This is a genomic window from Streptomyces sp. NPDC048338, from assembly GCF_043201055.1.
GTDB lineage: Bacteria > Actinomycetota > Actinomycetes > Streptomycetales > Streptomycetaceae > Streptomyces.
This window is the reverse complement of sequence record NZ_JBICYQ010000006.1, coordinates 274,661-289,301: the sequence shown is the minus strand read 5'-3', so window position 1 is coordinate 289,301 and position 14,641 is coordinate 274,661. Positions and strand designations below refer to the sequence as shown.

Annotated in this window: 10 protein-coding genes; 4 read left to right on the top strand and 6 right to left on the bottom strand. The window is 76.5% G+C overall.

Features of this window, described 5'->3' with window-relative positions; translation table 11 throughout:
• Positions 1-91: 91 nt before the first annotated feature.
• The 4 genes from ACGFZF_RS16705 to ACGFZF_RS16690 all read right to left on the bottom strand — a co-directional run bounded on the left by ACGFZF_RS16705 (position 92) and on the right by ACGFZF_RS16690 (position 7,688).
• Positions 92-3,001: a glycoside hydrolase family 2 TIM barrel-domain containing protein gene (locus tag ACGFZF_RS16705; protein WP_393554669.1), complete on the bottom strand. Its 2,910-nt coding sequence runs from the start codon at positions 2,999-3,001 to the stop codon at positions 92-94.
• A gap of 134 nt (positions 3,002-3,135) precedes the next feature.
• Positions 3,136-3,837 carry an SDR family NAD(P)-dependent oxidoreductase gene (locus tag ACGFZF_RS16700; RefSeq protein ID WP_393554667.1) on the bottom strand — a complete coding sequence of 234 codons (702 nt, stop codon included), beginning with the start codon at positions 3,835-3,837 and terminating at the stop codon, positions 3,136-3,138.
• Between the two features lie 151 nt (positions 3,838-3,988).
• Positions 3,989-6,682, bottom strand: coding sequence for a LuxR C-terminal-related transcriptional regulator (locus ACGFZF_RS16695; RefSeq protein WP_393554665.1), 2,694 nt, complete (start codon positions 6,680-6,682; stop codon positions 3,989-3,991).
• A 142-nt stretch (positions 6,683-6,824) separates the two neighbouring features.
• A complete protein-coding gene (locus tag ACGFZF_RS16690) occupies positions 6,825-7,688 on the bottom strand; it encodes an alpha/beta hydrolase family protein (protein ID WP_393554663.1) in 864 nt (287 codons plus the stop codon).
• A 425-nt stretch (positions 7,689-8,113) separates the two neighbouring features.
• Here ACGFZF_RS16690 and ACGFZF_RS16685 point away from each other — a divergent pair, with 425 nt between their 5' ends.
• The 3 genes from ACGFZF_RS16685 to ACGFZF_RS16675 all read left to right on the top strand — a co-directional run bounded on the left by ACGFZF_RS16685 (position 8,114) and on the right by ACGFZF_RS16675 (position 11,828).
• Complete coding sequence (locus tag ACGFZF_RS16685) at positions 8,114-10,153, top strand: hypothetical protein (RefSeq protein WP_393554661.1); 2,040 nt, start codon at positions 8,114-8,116, stop codon at positions 10,151-10,153.
• Positions 10,154-10,420: 267 nt separating this feature from the next.
• Positions 10,421-11,272: an RNA polymerase sigma factor SigF gene (locus ACGFZF_RS16680; RefSeq protein WP_393554659.1), complete on the top strand. Its 852-nt coding sequence runs from the start codon at positions 10,421-10,423 to the stop codon at positions 11,270-11,272.
• Positions 11,273-11,393: 121 nt separating this feature from the next.
• Entirely contained in the window at positions 11,394-11,828 is a 435-nt protein-coding gene (locus tag ACGFZF_RS16675; protein WP_393554657.1) for an STAS domain-containing protein, read from the top strand.
• A gap of 280 nt (positions 11,829-12,108) precedes the next feature.
• On the opposite strand, the gene ACGFZF_RS16670 is transcribed toward ACGFZF_RS16675, so the two are convergent.
• Together ACGFZF_RS16670 and ACGFZF_RS16665 are read right to left on the bottom strand one after the other, a co-directional pair.
• Positions 12,109-12,480 (bottom strand): hypothetical protein, encoded by a 372-nt coding sequence (locus ACGFZF_RS16670; protein ID WP_393554655.1) that lies wholly within the window; start codon positions 12,478-12,480, stop codon positions 12,109-12,111.
• A 400-nt stretch (positions 12,481-12,880) separates the two neighbouring features.
• Positions 12,881-13,093: a chaplin gene (locus tag ACGFZF_RS16665; RefSeq protein WP_393554934.1), complete on the bottom strand. Its 213-nt coding sequence runs from the start codon at positions 13,091-13,093 to the stop codon at positions 12,881-12,883.
• 386 nt (positions 13,094-13,479) lie between these two features.
• Between ACGFZF_RS16665 and ACGFZF_RS16660 the strand changes: the two genes are divergently transcribed.
• Positions 13,480-14,493 (top strand): RNA polymerase sigma-70 factor, encoded by a 1,014-nt coding sequence (locus tag ACGFZF_RS16660; RefSeq protein ID WP_393554653.1) that lies wholly within the window; start codon positions 13,480-13,482, stop codon positions 14,491-14,493.
• Positions 14,494-14,641 lie beyond the last annotated feature (148 nt).

The window sequence follows — 14,641 nt, the reverse complement described above, 5'->3', positions numbered from 1 at the left end:
CAGCCCGCCCCGCGAGAAGGGGCTCCGCGTACGACGAGCCGGGCAGACCCGCTTCCCCGGGTCTGCCCGGCCCCGCGCGCCGCCTCCGGGCTCAGGAGGCGGCGAGCGCCGTGAAGGTGAAGGCGAACGCCGCGGGAGCGGGCAGCGGCCCGAACTCGGGCAGGACACCGGGGCCGCAGGAACCCGAACCGATGCCCTGCTGGGCGTGGTCCAGCCGGAGCCACACCGCGCCACCGGGGACGAGGCCGTCGCGATGGGTCGCCGCGTCGAGGGCCGTGTCGGTCCAGCGGCGCGCCGCGAACCAGAACGCGGGATCACCCTCCACCCTCAACCCGCCCGTGCCGCCGCGCAGTTCGACCCACCGGGTGTCGATCCGGGCGCCGTTCTCCTGCGGCCGCACGTACGGCGTCTGGAGGCTGTCGACCGTGCAGTGCCAGCGGCCGAGCCGAGCGGCCTCCCGGGTGTCCGGGTAGGCCTCGCCCGGCCCGCCCCCGAACCAGACGACCTCGTCGAGGGTCGCCGGCAGGCCGAGCGTGACACCGAGCCTCGGGAGCGGCAGCCGCCACTCGCCCTCCGGCGTGACGGACAGCGCGAGCCGCAGCCGCGTCCCGTCCGAGGTCCAGCGGTACGCGGTGCGCAGCGCCACGTCCCGGGCCGCCGGCGCCACCCGGGTCAGCACCGTCAGCGTGTCGCCGCCGACCTCCCCCGGAGTCCGGTCGACGGACACCGCGTCGATCCGGTGCCGCATCCGGTGCAGGCCCAGCTCGCGCCAGAGCCGGCCGAACCGCTCGTCGGGCCGGCGCGCCGACCCGTTGTCGTTGTCGGTGGGCGCCCGCCACACGTCGAGCCGGAGGCCCGTCAGCGGCATCCCGCCGAGGGCCAGCGGCTCACCCGTCCGGGCGTCGAACACGCCCGGCCCCAGGACGATCCGACCGTCCCGCACGTCCGCCCGCGCGCCGTGCGCCGCCGCCAGGGGCCGGCGCGCCGACACCCGCAGCTGCCCCCAGGCGACCTCGTGACCCGCCGGAGCCCAGCGGGTGTCCCGGGCGAGCTCCGCCCGTACCGTCCAGGTCCGTTCGCCGGCCGGCCGGTGTGCCGCCGGCCCGTGCTCCGGCGGCTCGGGCAGGGCGACCTCGGCGCTCTCCCCGGCGGCGAGCAGCGGGACCTTCAGCGGCCCGCCGCCGACGGTCTCCCCGTCGACCTGGTACGCCCAGGTGAAGGCGAGGTCCGAGAGGTCGGCGAAGTCGCGCAGATTGGTGACGCGCACGGCGCCGGCGTCCCGCGCCGCCCCGACGCGGACCGGCTCGACCACCTTCTTGAACTCGGCCAGACCGGGGGACGGCGTCCGGTCGGGGAAGAGCAGCCCGTCACAGACGAAGTTGCCGTCGTGGAGCTCCTCGCCGAAGTCGCCGCCGTACGCGTAGCCGTGGACGGCATGGGTCAGCCCGTGGTCGATCCACTCCCACACGAAGCCGCCCTGGCAGCGCTCGTGCTTCTCGAAGAGCCTCTGGTAGGCGGCCAGTCCGCCCGGCCCGTTGCCCATGGCGTGCGCGTACTCGCAGAGGACGAAGGGCAGCGTGCCGCGGGCCCCGGGACCGTCGTCCGCGCGGCGGCCGATCTCGTCGACCTCGTCGTGCGTGGCGTACATCCGCGAGTAGACGTCGGTGTGCTCGCAGGACCGGTCCCCCTCGTAGTGCAGCAGCCGGGAGGGGTCGCGCTCACGGATCGCGTCGGCCATCGCGGCGAGCCCCGCGCCGGTGCCGCACTCGTTGCCCAGCGACCAGAGGATCACCGACGGATGGTTCTTGTCGCGCTCCACCATGCGCGCGGCCCGGTCGAGCAGCGCCGGCGTCCAGCGGGCGTCGTCGACGGGATTGCCCCGCCAGCCGAGGCGCTGGAAGCCGTGGGTCTCCAGGTCGCACTCGTCGATCACCCACAGGCCGTACTCGTCGCACAGGTCGAGGAAGGCCGGGTGCGGGGGATAGTGCGACGTACGGACGGCGTTGACGTTGTGACGCTTCATCAGCTCCACGTCCCTGCGCATGGTCGCCGGGTCGACACACCGTCCGCTGTCGGGGTGGAACTCGTGCCGGTTCACCCCTCGGAAGAGGACGCGGCGCCCGTTCACCGTGAGGACGCCGTCCTCGACGCGGACCGTCCGGAACCCGACGCGCAGGGGGATCCGCTCGCCGGCCGTCGCCAGCTCGCCGTCGTACAGCCGGGGCGTCTCCGCGGTCCACGGCTCGACCGGCACCGTCACGGGCTCGCCCGTCGGGACGTCGACACCGAGCTCCGGGACCGTGACCCTGCCGGGCACGTCGCACACGACGCGCAGTGTGCCGGTACCGTCCGCGTGGTCGTAGGAGGCGTGCACGAAGAAGTCCCCGGGCGACCCCTCCGGGCGGTGCCGCAGGGTCACCCCGCGGAAGATGCCGGGCAGCCACCACTGGTCCTGGTCCTCCAGGTACGAACCCGAGGACCACTGGTGGACGCGGACGGCGAGCACGTTGCCGCGCGGCCTGAGGATCCCCCCGACGGAGAACTCGTGGGGCAGCCGCGAGCCCTTGAACTCCCCGAGCTCGCGCCCGTTGAGCCACACCCGCGCGCAGGAGTCGACGCCGTCGAACCGCAGCACGGCCCCGCCCGCCTCCGGCCAGCCGTCCGGGAGGTCGAATCGGCGCAGATGGTCGCCGGTCGGGTTCTCCGTGGGCACGCGCGGCGGGTCGACCGGGAAGGGGTAGACGACGTTCGTGTACGCGGGGGCGCCGCGGTCCTCGCCCTGGAGCACCCAGTGCCCCGGCACGGTGACCTCCCCCCAGTCGCGGGCGTCGTACCCCTCGGCCGCGAAGGACTCGTCGGAGTGGTCGGCGGTGGGCGACAGCCGGAAGCGCCAGGTGCCGTCCAGGGGGAGGGCGGCCGCGTCGGAGCGGGCGTACCAGGCGCGGGGCGGGAGCACGCCGCGGCCTGGGGAGACGTCTTCGTACCAGGACGGGGTGGACAAACGGGTCTCCTGTCGTCGGACGAGGGGCGGCGGGGGTGGACGGTGGGTGGTCACCTGGCTTCCTTCCACACCGTCCGGAAGCCATGCCTCCGTACCACCCGACCGGACCGGCGATGCGCCTCCCACCGGCCCGTTCAGGGCCCGGTGGAGTCCCGGTCCGGGGCGTCCCCTCCACCTGCCGACGCCCCCAGGGCCGGTGTCACCACCAGGCGGCCGACCGCCTCCGCCGGGTCCGCCCCCGGGGGCAGGGCGGGCGCCGTGCCCACCGCCGCGCGGCCGGCGAAACCCGTGTCCAGATGGGGCATCCGCACGTCCGTGACGCCGATCCGACGGCGCCGCGCCTCACGTCCCACCACGCCCAGCCACACGGCGAGCGCACCCTTCGCGGCCGCGTAGTCGGCCATCCCCAGAGCGGGGCGGTCCACGATCTCACCCGTCACCACGACCACCGCTCCACCGGCCCCCAGCACCGGCAGCGCGCCGCGGACGACGGCCATCGGGGCCAGGGCGTTGACGGTGAACAGGTGCTCGCACGAGGCGTCCGACACGTCCGCCGCCGGCCCGAAGCCGGCCACGCCGACCGCCACGACCAGCGCGTCGAGCCCGCCGAGCGCGGTCCCCGCCCAGCCGGCCAGCCGCGCACAGCCGTCGAGGTCGTAGGCGTCGAACGTCTGCCACGGCCGACCGCCGAGTTCCCCCGCCGTCTCCTCCAGCCGCCGGCGGTTCCGTCCCGCGAGCGCCGTCGCGGCGCCGTGCCCGGCCAGCTGCCGGGCGGCGATGCCGCCGATCTCCCCGGTGGCCCCGACCACGAGGACCCGCACGCCCGTCCCGGTCATGACTGCGCTCCTTCGCCGACGTGACTGTGGGCCCACGCCCCCACTTCGCCGCGGGCACCTCCCGCGGATGCGCGGTCCGCACGGTGCCGGTACCGCCCCGGGGACCCGGCCCGGCACACCCCCTACCCGCGCGGGCCGCCCCGCCGACCGGTCACCTCGGGCCTCCGCGGCCGTCCCGGGCGGCGCGCGACAGGACCCCCGAGAGCTCGACCCGGGAGCGGACCCCGAGCCGGGCGAACACGTTCCGCAGATGGTGGTCGACCGTCCGAGGGCTCAGCGACAGCCGGTCGGCGATCTCGCGGTTCGTCGCCCCGTCCGCGACCAGTCCGGCGATGCGCTGCTGCTGCGGAGTCAGTTCCCCGGCCGCGCCCACCGCCCCCGTACCGCCCACCGCCCCGCCCGTGGCCCGCAGCTCCGCCCGCGCCTGATCGGCCCAGACGCCGGCCGACGCGCGCTCGAAGGTGACGAGCGCGTCGCTGAGCGGGGCGCGCGCCTCCACCGGACGCCGGCGCCGCCGCAGCCACTTGCCGTACGCGAGGAGGGTCCGGGCGCGTTCGAAGTCGTTGCCGCAGTCCGCGTGCTGCCGGACCGCCTCCCCGTACCAGCGGGCCGACTCCTCCGTCGCCGCCAGCAGCGCACGGCACCGGGCCAGCTGGGCCGGCGCCTGCGGATCGAGTCCCAGGTCCGACCAGATGGCGAACTCCTCCGCCGCGGCGTGGGCGTCGGCCCGTCGGCCGGCCGCGCAGGCCGCCTCGACGAAGCAGGGAACGGCCAGCATCCGCAGGGCGAAATGACCGCTCCGGGGCCCCGGTCCCACGAGCGGGGCGAGGCGCGCCGCGGCATGCGCCGCCAGTCCGCCCCCCAGCTCGGCCCGGGCCAGCGACCACTCGGCGAGGGTCGTCGCCTGCGCGAGTCCGTGGGGGCGGGCGGTCACGAGCGCCCGGCCGGCGTGCTCGGCCACCGTCCGCGTGTCGCCCGCGACGGAGGCCGCCAGGGCCAGGACGGCGTGCTGGTGGGCCGCCGAGTTGCGCTGGCCGGTGAGGTGCGCCGCCCGCAGGCCCTCCCGGGCGTGCGCGGCGGCCCGCTCGTGCCGCCCGGCCCTCAACTCGGCGTAGGAGAGGTGCTCCAGCACGCGCGGCAGCAGCGCCGTGCGGCCCTCCGCCCGCACGGTCGCCAGCGCGCGCGAGTGGACCCGTACGGCCGAGGCCGCGTCCCCGAGCACCAGCGCGGCCGCTCCGGCGCGCAGCAGAAGGCGCGGCTCGTCGGACACGCCGTCCCGGGCGACCACCCGGGCCAACGGCTCCCGTGCCTCGCGCAGCCGGACGGCCAGCGCCGCGCGCATGCCGTCCCGGAAGTCCCGCTCGGCGCCGTCGCCCCCCGCGGCCCCCGGGCCGGCCGCCCCGCCGGGACCGTCCCCCGCGGCGAGGGCGGTCGCGCAGGCGTCGGCGTCGCCAGCGGACCAGGCCGCCTCCATGGCGAGGAAGCGGGCGTCGGCGGCCTCCTCCGGTGCGTCCTCGCGCAGCAGCGAGGCGGCGAGGAGCAGCACCTGGTGGGCGTCCGCGACCGGTCCGTCCGCCAACCCGGCCAGTCCGCGCGCGAGTTCGGCCCGGCCGCGCACCACACCGGGCAGCGCCCGCACCTCGTCGGCCGGACGGAGCCGGTCCGCCCGGTGCCCGGCCCCCCGGACCAGCGCCGAGCCGTGCGGCCCGGGGGGCCGCGGCGCGTTCGTGCGGGCCGGCCCGAGCGGGACGCCCGTGTCCCGGGGCGGGGTGAACAGGGCACGCAGGTCCCGGCGCCGTGCCGACGGCACGGCGCCCAGGACGGCGCGCCGCAGGAAGGGGTCCTCGAACCGCAACGCCTCCCGAGGCCCCCGCAGCAGCCCGTCCGCGACCAGCCGGTCGAGGGCCTCGGGGGACGTCCTCGCGGTGCGCGCGACCGCCAGCACGGCGTCGGCGTCGACGGGCCGGGCGCCGGAGCGCGAGGACGGAAGCCGTACGGGCCCGCCGGCCGGGTGGGCCGCGCCTGCGTCGTCCCCGGCCCCCGGTCCTGCCTCGCCCGCGATCGCCACCAGTGCCAGCACCCGCCCGCACTCGGCGGGCAGGGAGTCCAGGATCCCCTGGTACACCTCCCGCAGCACCCCGTCGTCCGCGACCGTGACCGGCAGGTCGGTCTCGCCGGCGAGCTGGGCGGCGGAGAGCCGTGCCGCCATGGCGGTCAGCAGCCCCGGATGCCCCGCCGCCTCGTCCACCAGCCGTGCCCGGACGGCCGGCTTCAGCGGGGACCGGCACACCTCGTCCAGCAGCGCGGCGGCGCCCTCCCGGCCGAGCGGTGCCAGCCTCAGCAGCCGGGCGCCCGGCACCTCGGGGGGCCCGTGGTGCCCCGCCAGCGAGACGATCCATGCCCACGGGCCGGAGCCGGCACGCCACACGGTCGCGAGCGCGGCGCGCGAGTGCGCGTCCCAGAGGTGGTGGTCGTCGACGCCCAGCAACAGCGGTTCCCCGGCCCGCAACGCGGTCAACGCCCCGGCCACACCGTCCGGCCCCCGCGCCACCCGCAGGGCCGCGCGCGCCGCGGCCGGCGTCGGGGCGAGCGCCGCGAGCAGGGCCCGGACACCGCTCCAGGGAACCCTGTTGCCGCTCGGCGCGGCCACCCGGTGCGCCCGGACCGGGGCGTCGCGCACCGCACGGTCGAGCAGGGCCGTCCGGCCCAGGCCCGGGCCGCCGGCGACGAGCAGCACACCGCCCGCACCGGCCGCGGCCCGGGCCGACAGCTCGGCCACGGCGGCGAGTTCGGTCGTGCGGTCGTACAGCCGCGGAGCAGCGGCGGCCCTCGTCGCTCCACTCACGCCGTCACGGTACTGGCCGGTAGGGACCGGCGGTAGGGCCGCGGACTGGGCCAGGGCCCACACCTGACGGCCGTGCGTTGTGCACACGGACAACCGTCGTCCCCGCCGGCTCGCGCGGCCGGCGGGGACGACGGTCCCCCCGTCAGGAACCCAGCGGGCAGGTGCCCCGGTACTCCGCGATCGTCAGGCTCGGGCGCGGCAGCGGGCACAGGAACTGGTCGAAGCGGGTGTCGTCGTCGATGAACCGCTTGAGCCACGAGATGCTGTACTTCGCGATCGTCGTGTTGGAGCTGTTCGGCGTGAAGTGCGTGGCGCCGTTGAGCTCCAGGTACGCCTTGTCCAGCGAGGCGGGCAGACTCTCGTAGAACGGCTCCGAGTGGGTCGCGACGGGCGCGACCGTGTCGCCGTCCGCCCCCACGACCAGCGTCGGCGTGCTGACCTCGGGCCAGGTCTTGTCCGTGTTCCAGCCGGTCAGCGGGATGGCCGCCTTCAGCGAGGGCCGGCTCTTGGCCGCCTCCAGGGTGCCGCCGCCACCCATCGAGTGACCCATCACGCCCAGGCGCGCGGCGTCGACGCGTCCCCGGACCGAGCTGCGCTGGGTCAGGTAGTCGAGGGCCGCCAGGAGTTGCCGGCCCCGGCTGTCGGGCTGGTCGAGCGTGGTGAGGGTGTCGATGGTGAACACGACGAAGCCCTGCGAGGCCAGCCGCGGACCCAGCCAGGCGATCGAGGACTCGTACGCGGTGAAGCCGGGGGAGATCACCACCGCGCCGAACGTGCCGTCGCTCGTCGACGTCGGGTAGTAGATGGTGCCGCCGCCGAAGCCGGTGACGGCGAGGGAGGAGACGCTGGTCTGGGAGACCGCGTAGGAACCGCGGGCCGCCTCGATCGAGCTCACGGTCGGTGCGGGCCCGCGCTGGTACGGGTTGTCCGCGGCCTGGGCCCCGGGGGCGGTGGCGAGGAAGGCCAGGGAAGACAGTGCTGCGGCGGCTGCGAGGTGTCGTTTCACGACGGAGTCGTCCTCTCGTGTCGTGTTGCGTCGTGGCGTGGGGTGCGCGGCGGCGGCCGGGGGATCGGTCGGCGCCCCGGTATCTACCGGCCCGGCCACTGTCGAGGCGCCGGCGGGCGAAGGCATCGGCAGAATGACCGGTCACCCGGCCGAGGCGGCCGGGGAGCCCGCCGGCCCGCCGTCCCCGCACGGGGCGATCCGGGCGGCGGCTCGCTCACCCGGACCCGGTCCACCCGGGTGCCGACCCGCTCGTCCCGGCCGATCCGGGTTCCCGGCCCGCTCGGCGCCGCGGGCGGGCCGGCGGGTGGCCGCGGACGCCGGTCCGCGCATTCCGGCGGGCCGCCGCGGCTGCCGGCACCCCGTGTGAGGGGCCTCCGGTCACCCGTCCGACGTGACCGGGTCGCCACCCGGTTCGTTGGACGGTCATGCAGTCGCACTCCGCCTTCGCCGACACCGGCATATCCCCCCACCGGCCCACCCGGGTCGCGGCCGAGGCCGCGCTCGTCGAGCACTACCCCCGGCTCGTACGGCTGGCCCACGTCATCCTGCCGTCGTCCCTCGGCCGCCACCGCCGCGTCCTCGCCGCGCACTCCCTGGTGCAGAAGTCCTTCTCGGGCGCGCGCCGTTCGGGTCCCCGACGGCTGCCGACCGGCCGGCGCGGCGGAACGGATCGGGTGCCCGCCCAGCGCGGTGCGGGGCGCCCGGCACCCGACGCGGACCAGGCGCCGGAGCGGCGGAGCACCGCGGGTGACGCCCGCGGCTGGCTGCGGGAACAGGTCGTGGCCGCCGCGCTGCACGCCGCCCGGCGCTCGTCGCGCCTCCCCCTCCGCCCCCCGCTCCCCGCGGTGTTCGGGCTACGGCTCTTCCCCCGGGCCGGCGAGGCCGACGAACTCGCCCTGGAACGCCTGCTCGCCCGCGAGACCCCCGAGGTCCGGGCCGCGTTCGCCCTGCGCGTCCTCGAAGGGCTTTCCCCCCGATCCGCCGCCGAGCTGCTCGCCGTGGCCGGCGTCAGCGCGCCCGACACGGCCCTGCGCGGCGCCGAGCGGGTGCGCGCCGCGGCCGGTCCCGAAGCCGAATCGCTTCTCCTGGGGGCCGAGTTCGACCCCTGCACCGTGCAGACCCGGCCCACGGACCTGTTGGGCCGAAGGCACCGGATCCGGCTCGCCGCGCTCGCCGCGGCCGTCCTGCTCACCGCGGCCGCGACCGCCGCGGTCGCCCTCCGGCCGGCCCCCGAGGCCGGTCCGCCATCAGCGCCCGTCCTCACCGGCGCCCTCGCCCGTGCCGCCGACCCCGACCGGCTGGTGCGCGTCCCCGAAGAGCGGTGGGCCGACACCGGGCGGGTCGACCTGACCGTCTGGCCCGCCCGCGGCCCGAGGACCGGCGACCGGGCCCTGCTCGCCCGCGCGCTCGACGCATGGGTACGCGGCTCCGCCCGGCCCGGTGAGCCGGGGCCCCGGCTCACCGCGACACCCGACACCCCGACGACACCGCCCGCGAGCCCGGCGCGGCTGCTGTACGCCGGAGTCGTCGACGGCGCCGCCGTGGTGCTGTTCCACGACGGCGTCCGGCTGGCCCGCTACACCGAGCCGCCGGCCGGCCGAGGCCCGGCGAGACTCGACCTCGCGCGGGCGGACGACGCCGACGTCACCACCGGCGCGGCCGTGGTGCTGGCCAGGTCGTCCGCCGGAGCCCGCTTCCTGCTCGCGCCCTGGATCGCCGAGGGCGCCGTACGCGACCTCCTGCGGCCGGACGCCCCGGCCGCCCGGCTCGGCGCCTCCCGGGACGGCGTCACGGATCCCGTCCCACGTGCTTCCGCCGGCTGCGGCCCGCCGCCCGTGCTGCAACTTCGGTCGTCGACCCGGATCGTGGAGGACCACGCCTTCCTGCTGGCGGACCTCGGCGAGCTCGCGCCCGTCCATCTGACCTGGACGCCGGCGCCCGGGACCGGAGCCCCCGCCCGGCAGCCCCGGGAGGCGACCTCCGCCGCCGGACTCGGTGCGTGGGCCCGCTCGGCCTGTGCGCTGCCCGCGTTGCGCGGCAGCGGGGTCCGCGCCGTGAACCGGTGGGAGTTCGCCCGGCAGCAGCTGCCCGAACGCGCCGGCGCGGCCACCTGGACCTGTACGCGCGCGGACACCTGGACGGGGCACGGCCGGGTGGACGTGGCCTTCGAGGATCCGGCGGGACGCGCCCGGCCGGTGGCCGGCACGACACCTCGGGGAGCGGACACGGCGGCCTGCGGTCGGTTCGGCCGCCACCTGCTCGCCGGCACGTACTGGACCGCGCCGTCCGGTGCGGGCTACTACCTCGCCGCGGGCAGCCGGCAGCTGACCGGGGTCGCCGCCGAGGGCGCCGTCTCCGCGGTCGTACGCGGCTCCGTGCTGGCCGTGCGCACGCCCGCGCGCGGTCCGGTGCGGCTCACCGGCACGCTGTCCGGCGGCGGCGAACTCCGCGGGTGGGGCGGCTGATCCGGCGTCGCCGGGCGGCTCCCGCGCGGGGTCGCGGCCGCCCGGCGCACGGCCGCCGTGACGGTGGGCGGGCTCCGTGGGGCCCGCCCCGTCGCGGATCGACTGCGGCTCCCGCGAGCGCCGGTGGGGCGTGCTCCGGGCGGGAAGGCCGCGCGCGGCGCCTGCGACGGCCACCCGGAATGGGCGGGCATGCGCCCGGGAAGGCGGGGTAGGCGCCCCGTCCTGCCGGGAAGACGAGCCACGCCACGGACAGAAGGAGTCATCGACGTGCCGACCGCGGTGCCGACGGAGACGAGGACGGCTGCCGAGACCGGGGCGGGAGGGCTGCCCGTCGTCGAAGCCCCGGACAAGCTCGTCCCGAAGGACGCGCGCGAGCTGTCCAAGGTGTTCTTCGCGCGGCTCGCGGAACTGGAGGAGGGGACCCCCGACCACCAGTACGTCCGCACCACGCTGATCGACATGAACATGTCCCTGGTGTCCTACGCGGCGGGCAGGTTCCGCTCGCGCGGCGACGAGCGCGAGGACATCGTCCAGGTCGGCGCGATCGGCCTGATCAAGGCGATCGACCGCTTCGACCTGACACGCGAGGTGCAGTTCGCCTCGTTCGCCGTCCCCTACATCGTCGGCGAGATCAAGCGCCACTACCGGGACACCTCCTGGGCCGTGCACGTGCCCCGCCGGCTCCAGGAGGCGCGCGTCGAGCTGGCCAGGGCCGCGGAGGAGCTCGGCGGGCGCCTCGGCCGGTCGCCGCGGGTGGCCGAACTGGCGGAGCACATGGACCTCTCCGAGGAGGAGGTCGTCGAGGCGCGTCTCGCGTCCAACGGCTACACCTCGATGTCGCTGGACGCCGCGATCGGCGACGACGAGAACGACGACGTCTCGCTGGCCCACTTCATCGGCGAGCAGGACCACGCGGTCGAGCTCTTCGAGGACTTCCACACCCTCGCGCCCCTGCTGGAGCGACTCGGCGACCGGGACCGGCGCCTGCTCCACCTGCGGTTCGTGGAGGAGCTGACGCAGTCGGAGATAGGGAAGCGCCTCGGCGTCTCCCAGATGCAGGTCTCCCGTCTGCTCGCCGGCAACCTGGCCCGCCTGCGGGAGGGAATGCTGGCCCGGTAGCTCCGTGCGCCGGATGCGGAGTCGGCTCGGACGGGTGACGGATTACCCCCGCACGTGCGCAATGCCGTTCCGCAGGGGTGAAGCACCGTGCCGGTCACCCGCGGACGCCGGTTGGAGGGGCGTGAGTACCGCAAACAACCCTCCGATACTGACCACCCCCGCCGCCCCCACCGGTCAGGGACCACGTGAGCAGGGCGCCGACGCCGCGCCGTGCGGCATGAGTGTCCGGTCCTGCAGCACGTACGACGGGGACACCCTGCGGGTCGCACTCCACGGTGAGGTCGACCACCTCAGCGCGGGGCCGCTCCGGGTGCTGCTGTCCGTGGCCTCGGCCTACGGCTACCGCCGCCTCGTCCTCGACACCTCGCTCGTCACCTTCGCGGACTCCGCCCTGCTGCGGATCCTGCGAGGCTGGACGGCGGAGGGCCGGCGGCTGCGCCTGACCGGCGTCACACCGGCGATGGAACGCCTCCGGGCAGCCGCCTGGGGCGCACCGCCTGCCCGGCGCGCCGGACGCGCCCCGATCGGGAAGGGGCTCATCGGGGAGGGGGCATGACCTTCTCCCTGCTCGTCCTCGTCCCCTGCCTTTCGGCGGTCCTCCTGCTGCGAGGAGGGTCCGCGGAGCGGCGGCCCCCGCGTCGGCGGCGACGCCGCTCCGGACGGCGGGCCGCGGTGACGCGATCGGAGGTGATCCGCAGGCGGGCGTTCCCCTGAACGCTCCGGTCCGTTCCGTCGCGTACGACAGAGGCCCCGGGGGCCACACCTGCCAGGTGTGGCCCCCGGGGCCTCTCCGTGCCGTTCCGCGCCCGGCCGTTCCGGCTCGGACGCGGCAGCGCTCAGTCCTCGTGGCGGGCGGCGTTCCTGGCCCACAGGATCAGCGGGATCTGGAGCGGGAGCCGGGCGTAGGCGACGGTCCGGGCGGCGGTGGAGCGGTCGCGCCAGTCGTAGGCCATCTTCACGTTGGCCGGGAACACGGCCGCGAAGAACAGGGCCGTCGCGCGGGCGCTCGCCCGGCGCGTCCCCGGGAACGCGAGCCCCGCGGCCAGGGCGAGCTCGGCGACCCCGCTCGCCTGCGTCCACGCCCTGGGGCTGCCGGGCAGCGCGCGCGGGATGGTCGCGTCGAACCGGCGGGGCGCGACGAAGTGGGCGGAGCCCGCGGCGGCCAGCAGACCGGCGAGCAGAAGGGCGGGGCGGGCGGGCCGAGGCATGGAGCTCCTCCGGGTCGGACGGAACAGACGAGATCGGTTACCGGGGAGTGAGTATGCCTGGACATCGCTCCCCGCGGGACCCGGGCGGCGGGTATCACCCGTCACGCCGGGGTGCCGCGGCCCGGCGGTCGCGTGAGGGATAAGGCGGGCCCGCGCGGGGTCACTTCGCGTCGAGCGACCCGCGTGCCGGCCGCGGCGCCGGGGACGGCTCGCCGTGCGCGACGGCGGAACGTCCGCGGCCCCGAACGGCCCCCGCGCGGGCGGAACGGAGTCCACACCCGTGCGTGACGTGCCGGTGTACCCCGTGGGGCGGGGGAACGGTGCTGGTCGTCCCCGCCGCCCCACGCGGCGTCCGCTCAGCCCGGCGTGCCGTCCTGGAGTCGGCGGCCGGAGCGGTGCGTCAGTGGTTGACGCAGGCGTTGCCGAACGCGGGGTTCAGCAGGCCGATCACGGTGACGGTGTTGCCGCACAGGTTCACCGGCACGTGGACCGGCGCCTGGACGACGTTGCCCGACGCCACACCGGGGGAGTGGGCCGCGACGGCCCCCGCCCCGGAGTCGGCCATCGCCGCCGACGAACCGCCGACGACGACCGCTCCGACGGCCAGGGCCATGCCCGCGGTCTTCCGTACGTGCTGCATACGAGACGCACCTTTCCTTTGATTCCGACCCGCTCGGTCCCGAGCGGGGGAGGTCCGGTGACCGACCCTCCGCCCGCTGGTTCGCCGCGAGGTGGCCCGCGGGTTGGTCCCGGCGCCGTTCTTCACCCGATGAGGTGAGCGGAGGCGACGGGAAGGAGACGGGTGTTCGGGGACAGAGCCCCCGGGGCGGTTCCGGTGCGCCCCGCCGCATCGGCCCGTCACGGCGGCGAACACGACGGGCTCGTGCGAACCGCCCGCGCCGATGTGACCCGTGCCACCCTGCTCGGATGTCACGGAAACCGGTCGGGCGGCGTCTTGTGGGCGTGGCAGGGGCGACAGCGCACAGTGAGGAGAGTCCGGTGACCGCCGAGCGCAGCGAGCACACGCAGGACACGCAGGACACGCAGGACACGCGGGACCGCGAGGACCAGGTCGGGAGCGGCCCCCGGGAGCCGCGGGACGCCGGCGCACACCTCGACGGCGACACGCACACGGACCGGGCCACCGAGGCCTTCGTCGCCCATCGCAACCTGCTGTTCACCGTCGCCTACGAGATGCTCGGCTCGGCCGCCGACGCGGAGGACGTCCTCCAGGAGACCTGGCTGCGGTGGGTGGGCGTCGACCTCGACGAGGTGCTCGACCAGCGCGCCTACCTGGTCCGGATCACCACGCGCCAGGCACTCACCCGGCTGCGGACGCTCGGCCGCCGCAAGGAGTCCTACGTCGGGACCTGGCTGCCCGAGCCGCTGCTGACCACCCCGGACGTGGCCGACGACGTCGAACTCGCCGACAGCGTCTCGATGGCCATGCTGCTCGTGCTGGAGACGCTCGGGCCGACCGAGCGGGCGGTCTTCGTCCTGCGCGAGGTGTTCGACCTCGGATACGACGAGATCGCCGAGGCCGTCGACAAGAGCCCGGCCGCCGTGCGCCAGATCGCGCACCGGGCACGGGCCCACGTCGCCGCGCGCCGCCCCCGCGAGACGGTCTCCGCCGCCGACACCCGCCACGCGCTCGACGCCTTCCGGCGCGCCACCGAGACCGGCGACCTCCAGGGCCTGCTCGACCTCCTCGCACCGGACGTCGTCCTCATGGGCGACGGCGGCGGCGTCCGGAGGGCCGTCCTGCGACCCGTCGTGGGGGCCGACAAGGTGGCCCGCCTGATGATCGGCGGGCTCGGCAGAATCGCGGGGCAGGAGATGCTGCTGCGCCCGGCCGAGGTGAACGGGTACCCGGCGCTGATCCTCCGGCTCGACGGCGCGCTCGACACCGTCGTGGCCCTGCGCATCGAGGACGGCCTCATCACCGGGCTCTACGCCGTCCGCAACCCCGACAAGCTGTCGCACATGGACCGGGAGACCACCCTGAGCCGCTGAGCCGCCGGACACCGGTGCGGCACCTCGGAGGGCCGCGCCGCACGGACGAGTGCACCTCGGCCCGGGCCAGAGACGGGCGGCGCGCCCTGCCCCGGCGGGCCGAGCGCCCCGCGTAACGTGACGGCCCGGAGTACGGCCGACCCGGCGA

Coding starts and splice junctions, on each gene's coding strand:
- ACGFZF_RS16665 (WP_393554934.1), bottom strand. CDS start 13,093: ATGGCCCTGGCCGTCGGAGCGGTCGTCGTCGGCGGTTCGTCGGCGGCG.
- ACGFZF_RS16700 (WP_393554667.1), bottom strand. CDS start 3,837: ATGACCGGGACGGGCGTGCGGGTCCTCGTGGTCGGGGCCACCGGGGAG.
- ACGFZF_RS16670 (WP_393554655.1), bottom strand. CDS start 12,480: ATGCCTCGGCCCGCCCGCCCCGCCCTTCTGCTCGCCGGTCTGCTGGCC.
- ACGFZF_RS16685 (WP_393554661.1), top strand. CDS start 8,114: ATGCAGTCGCACTCCGCCTTCGCCGACACCGGCATATCCCCCCACCGG.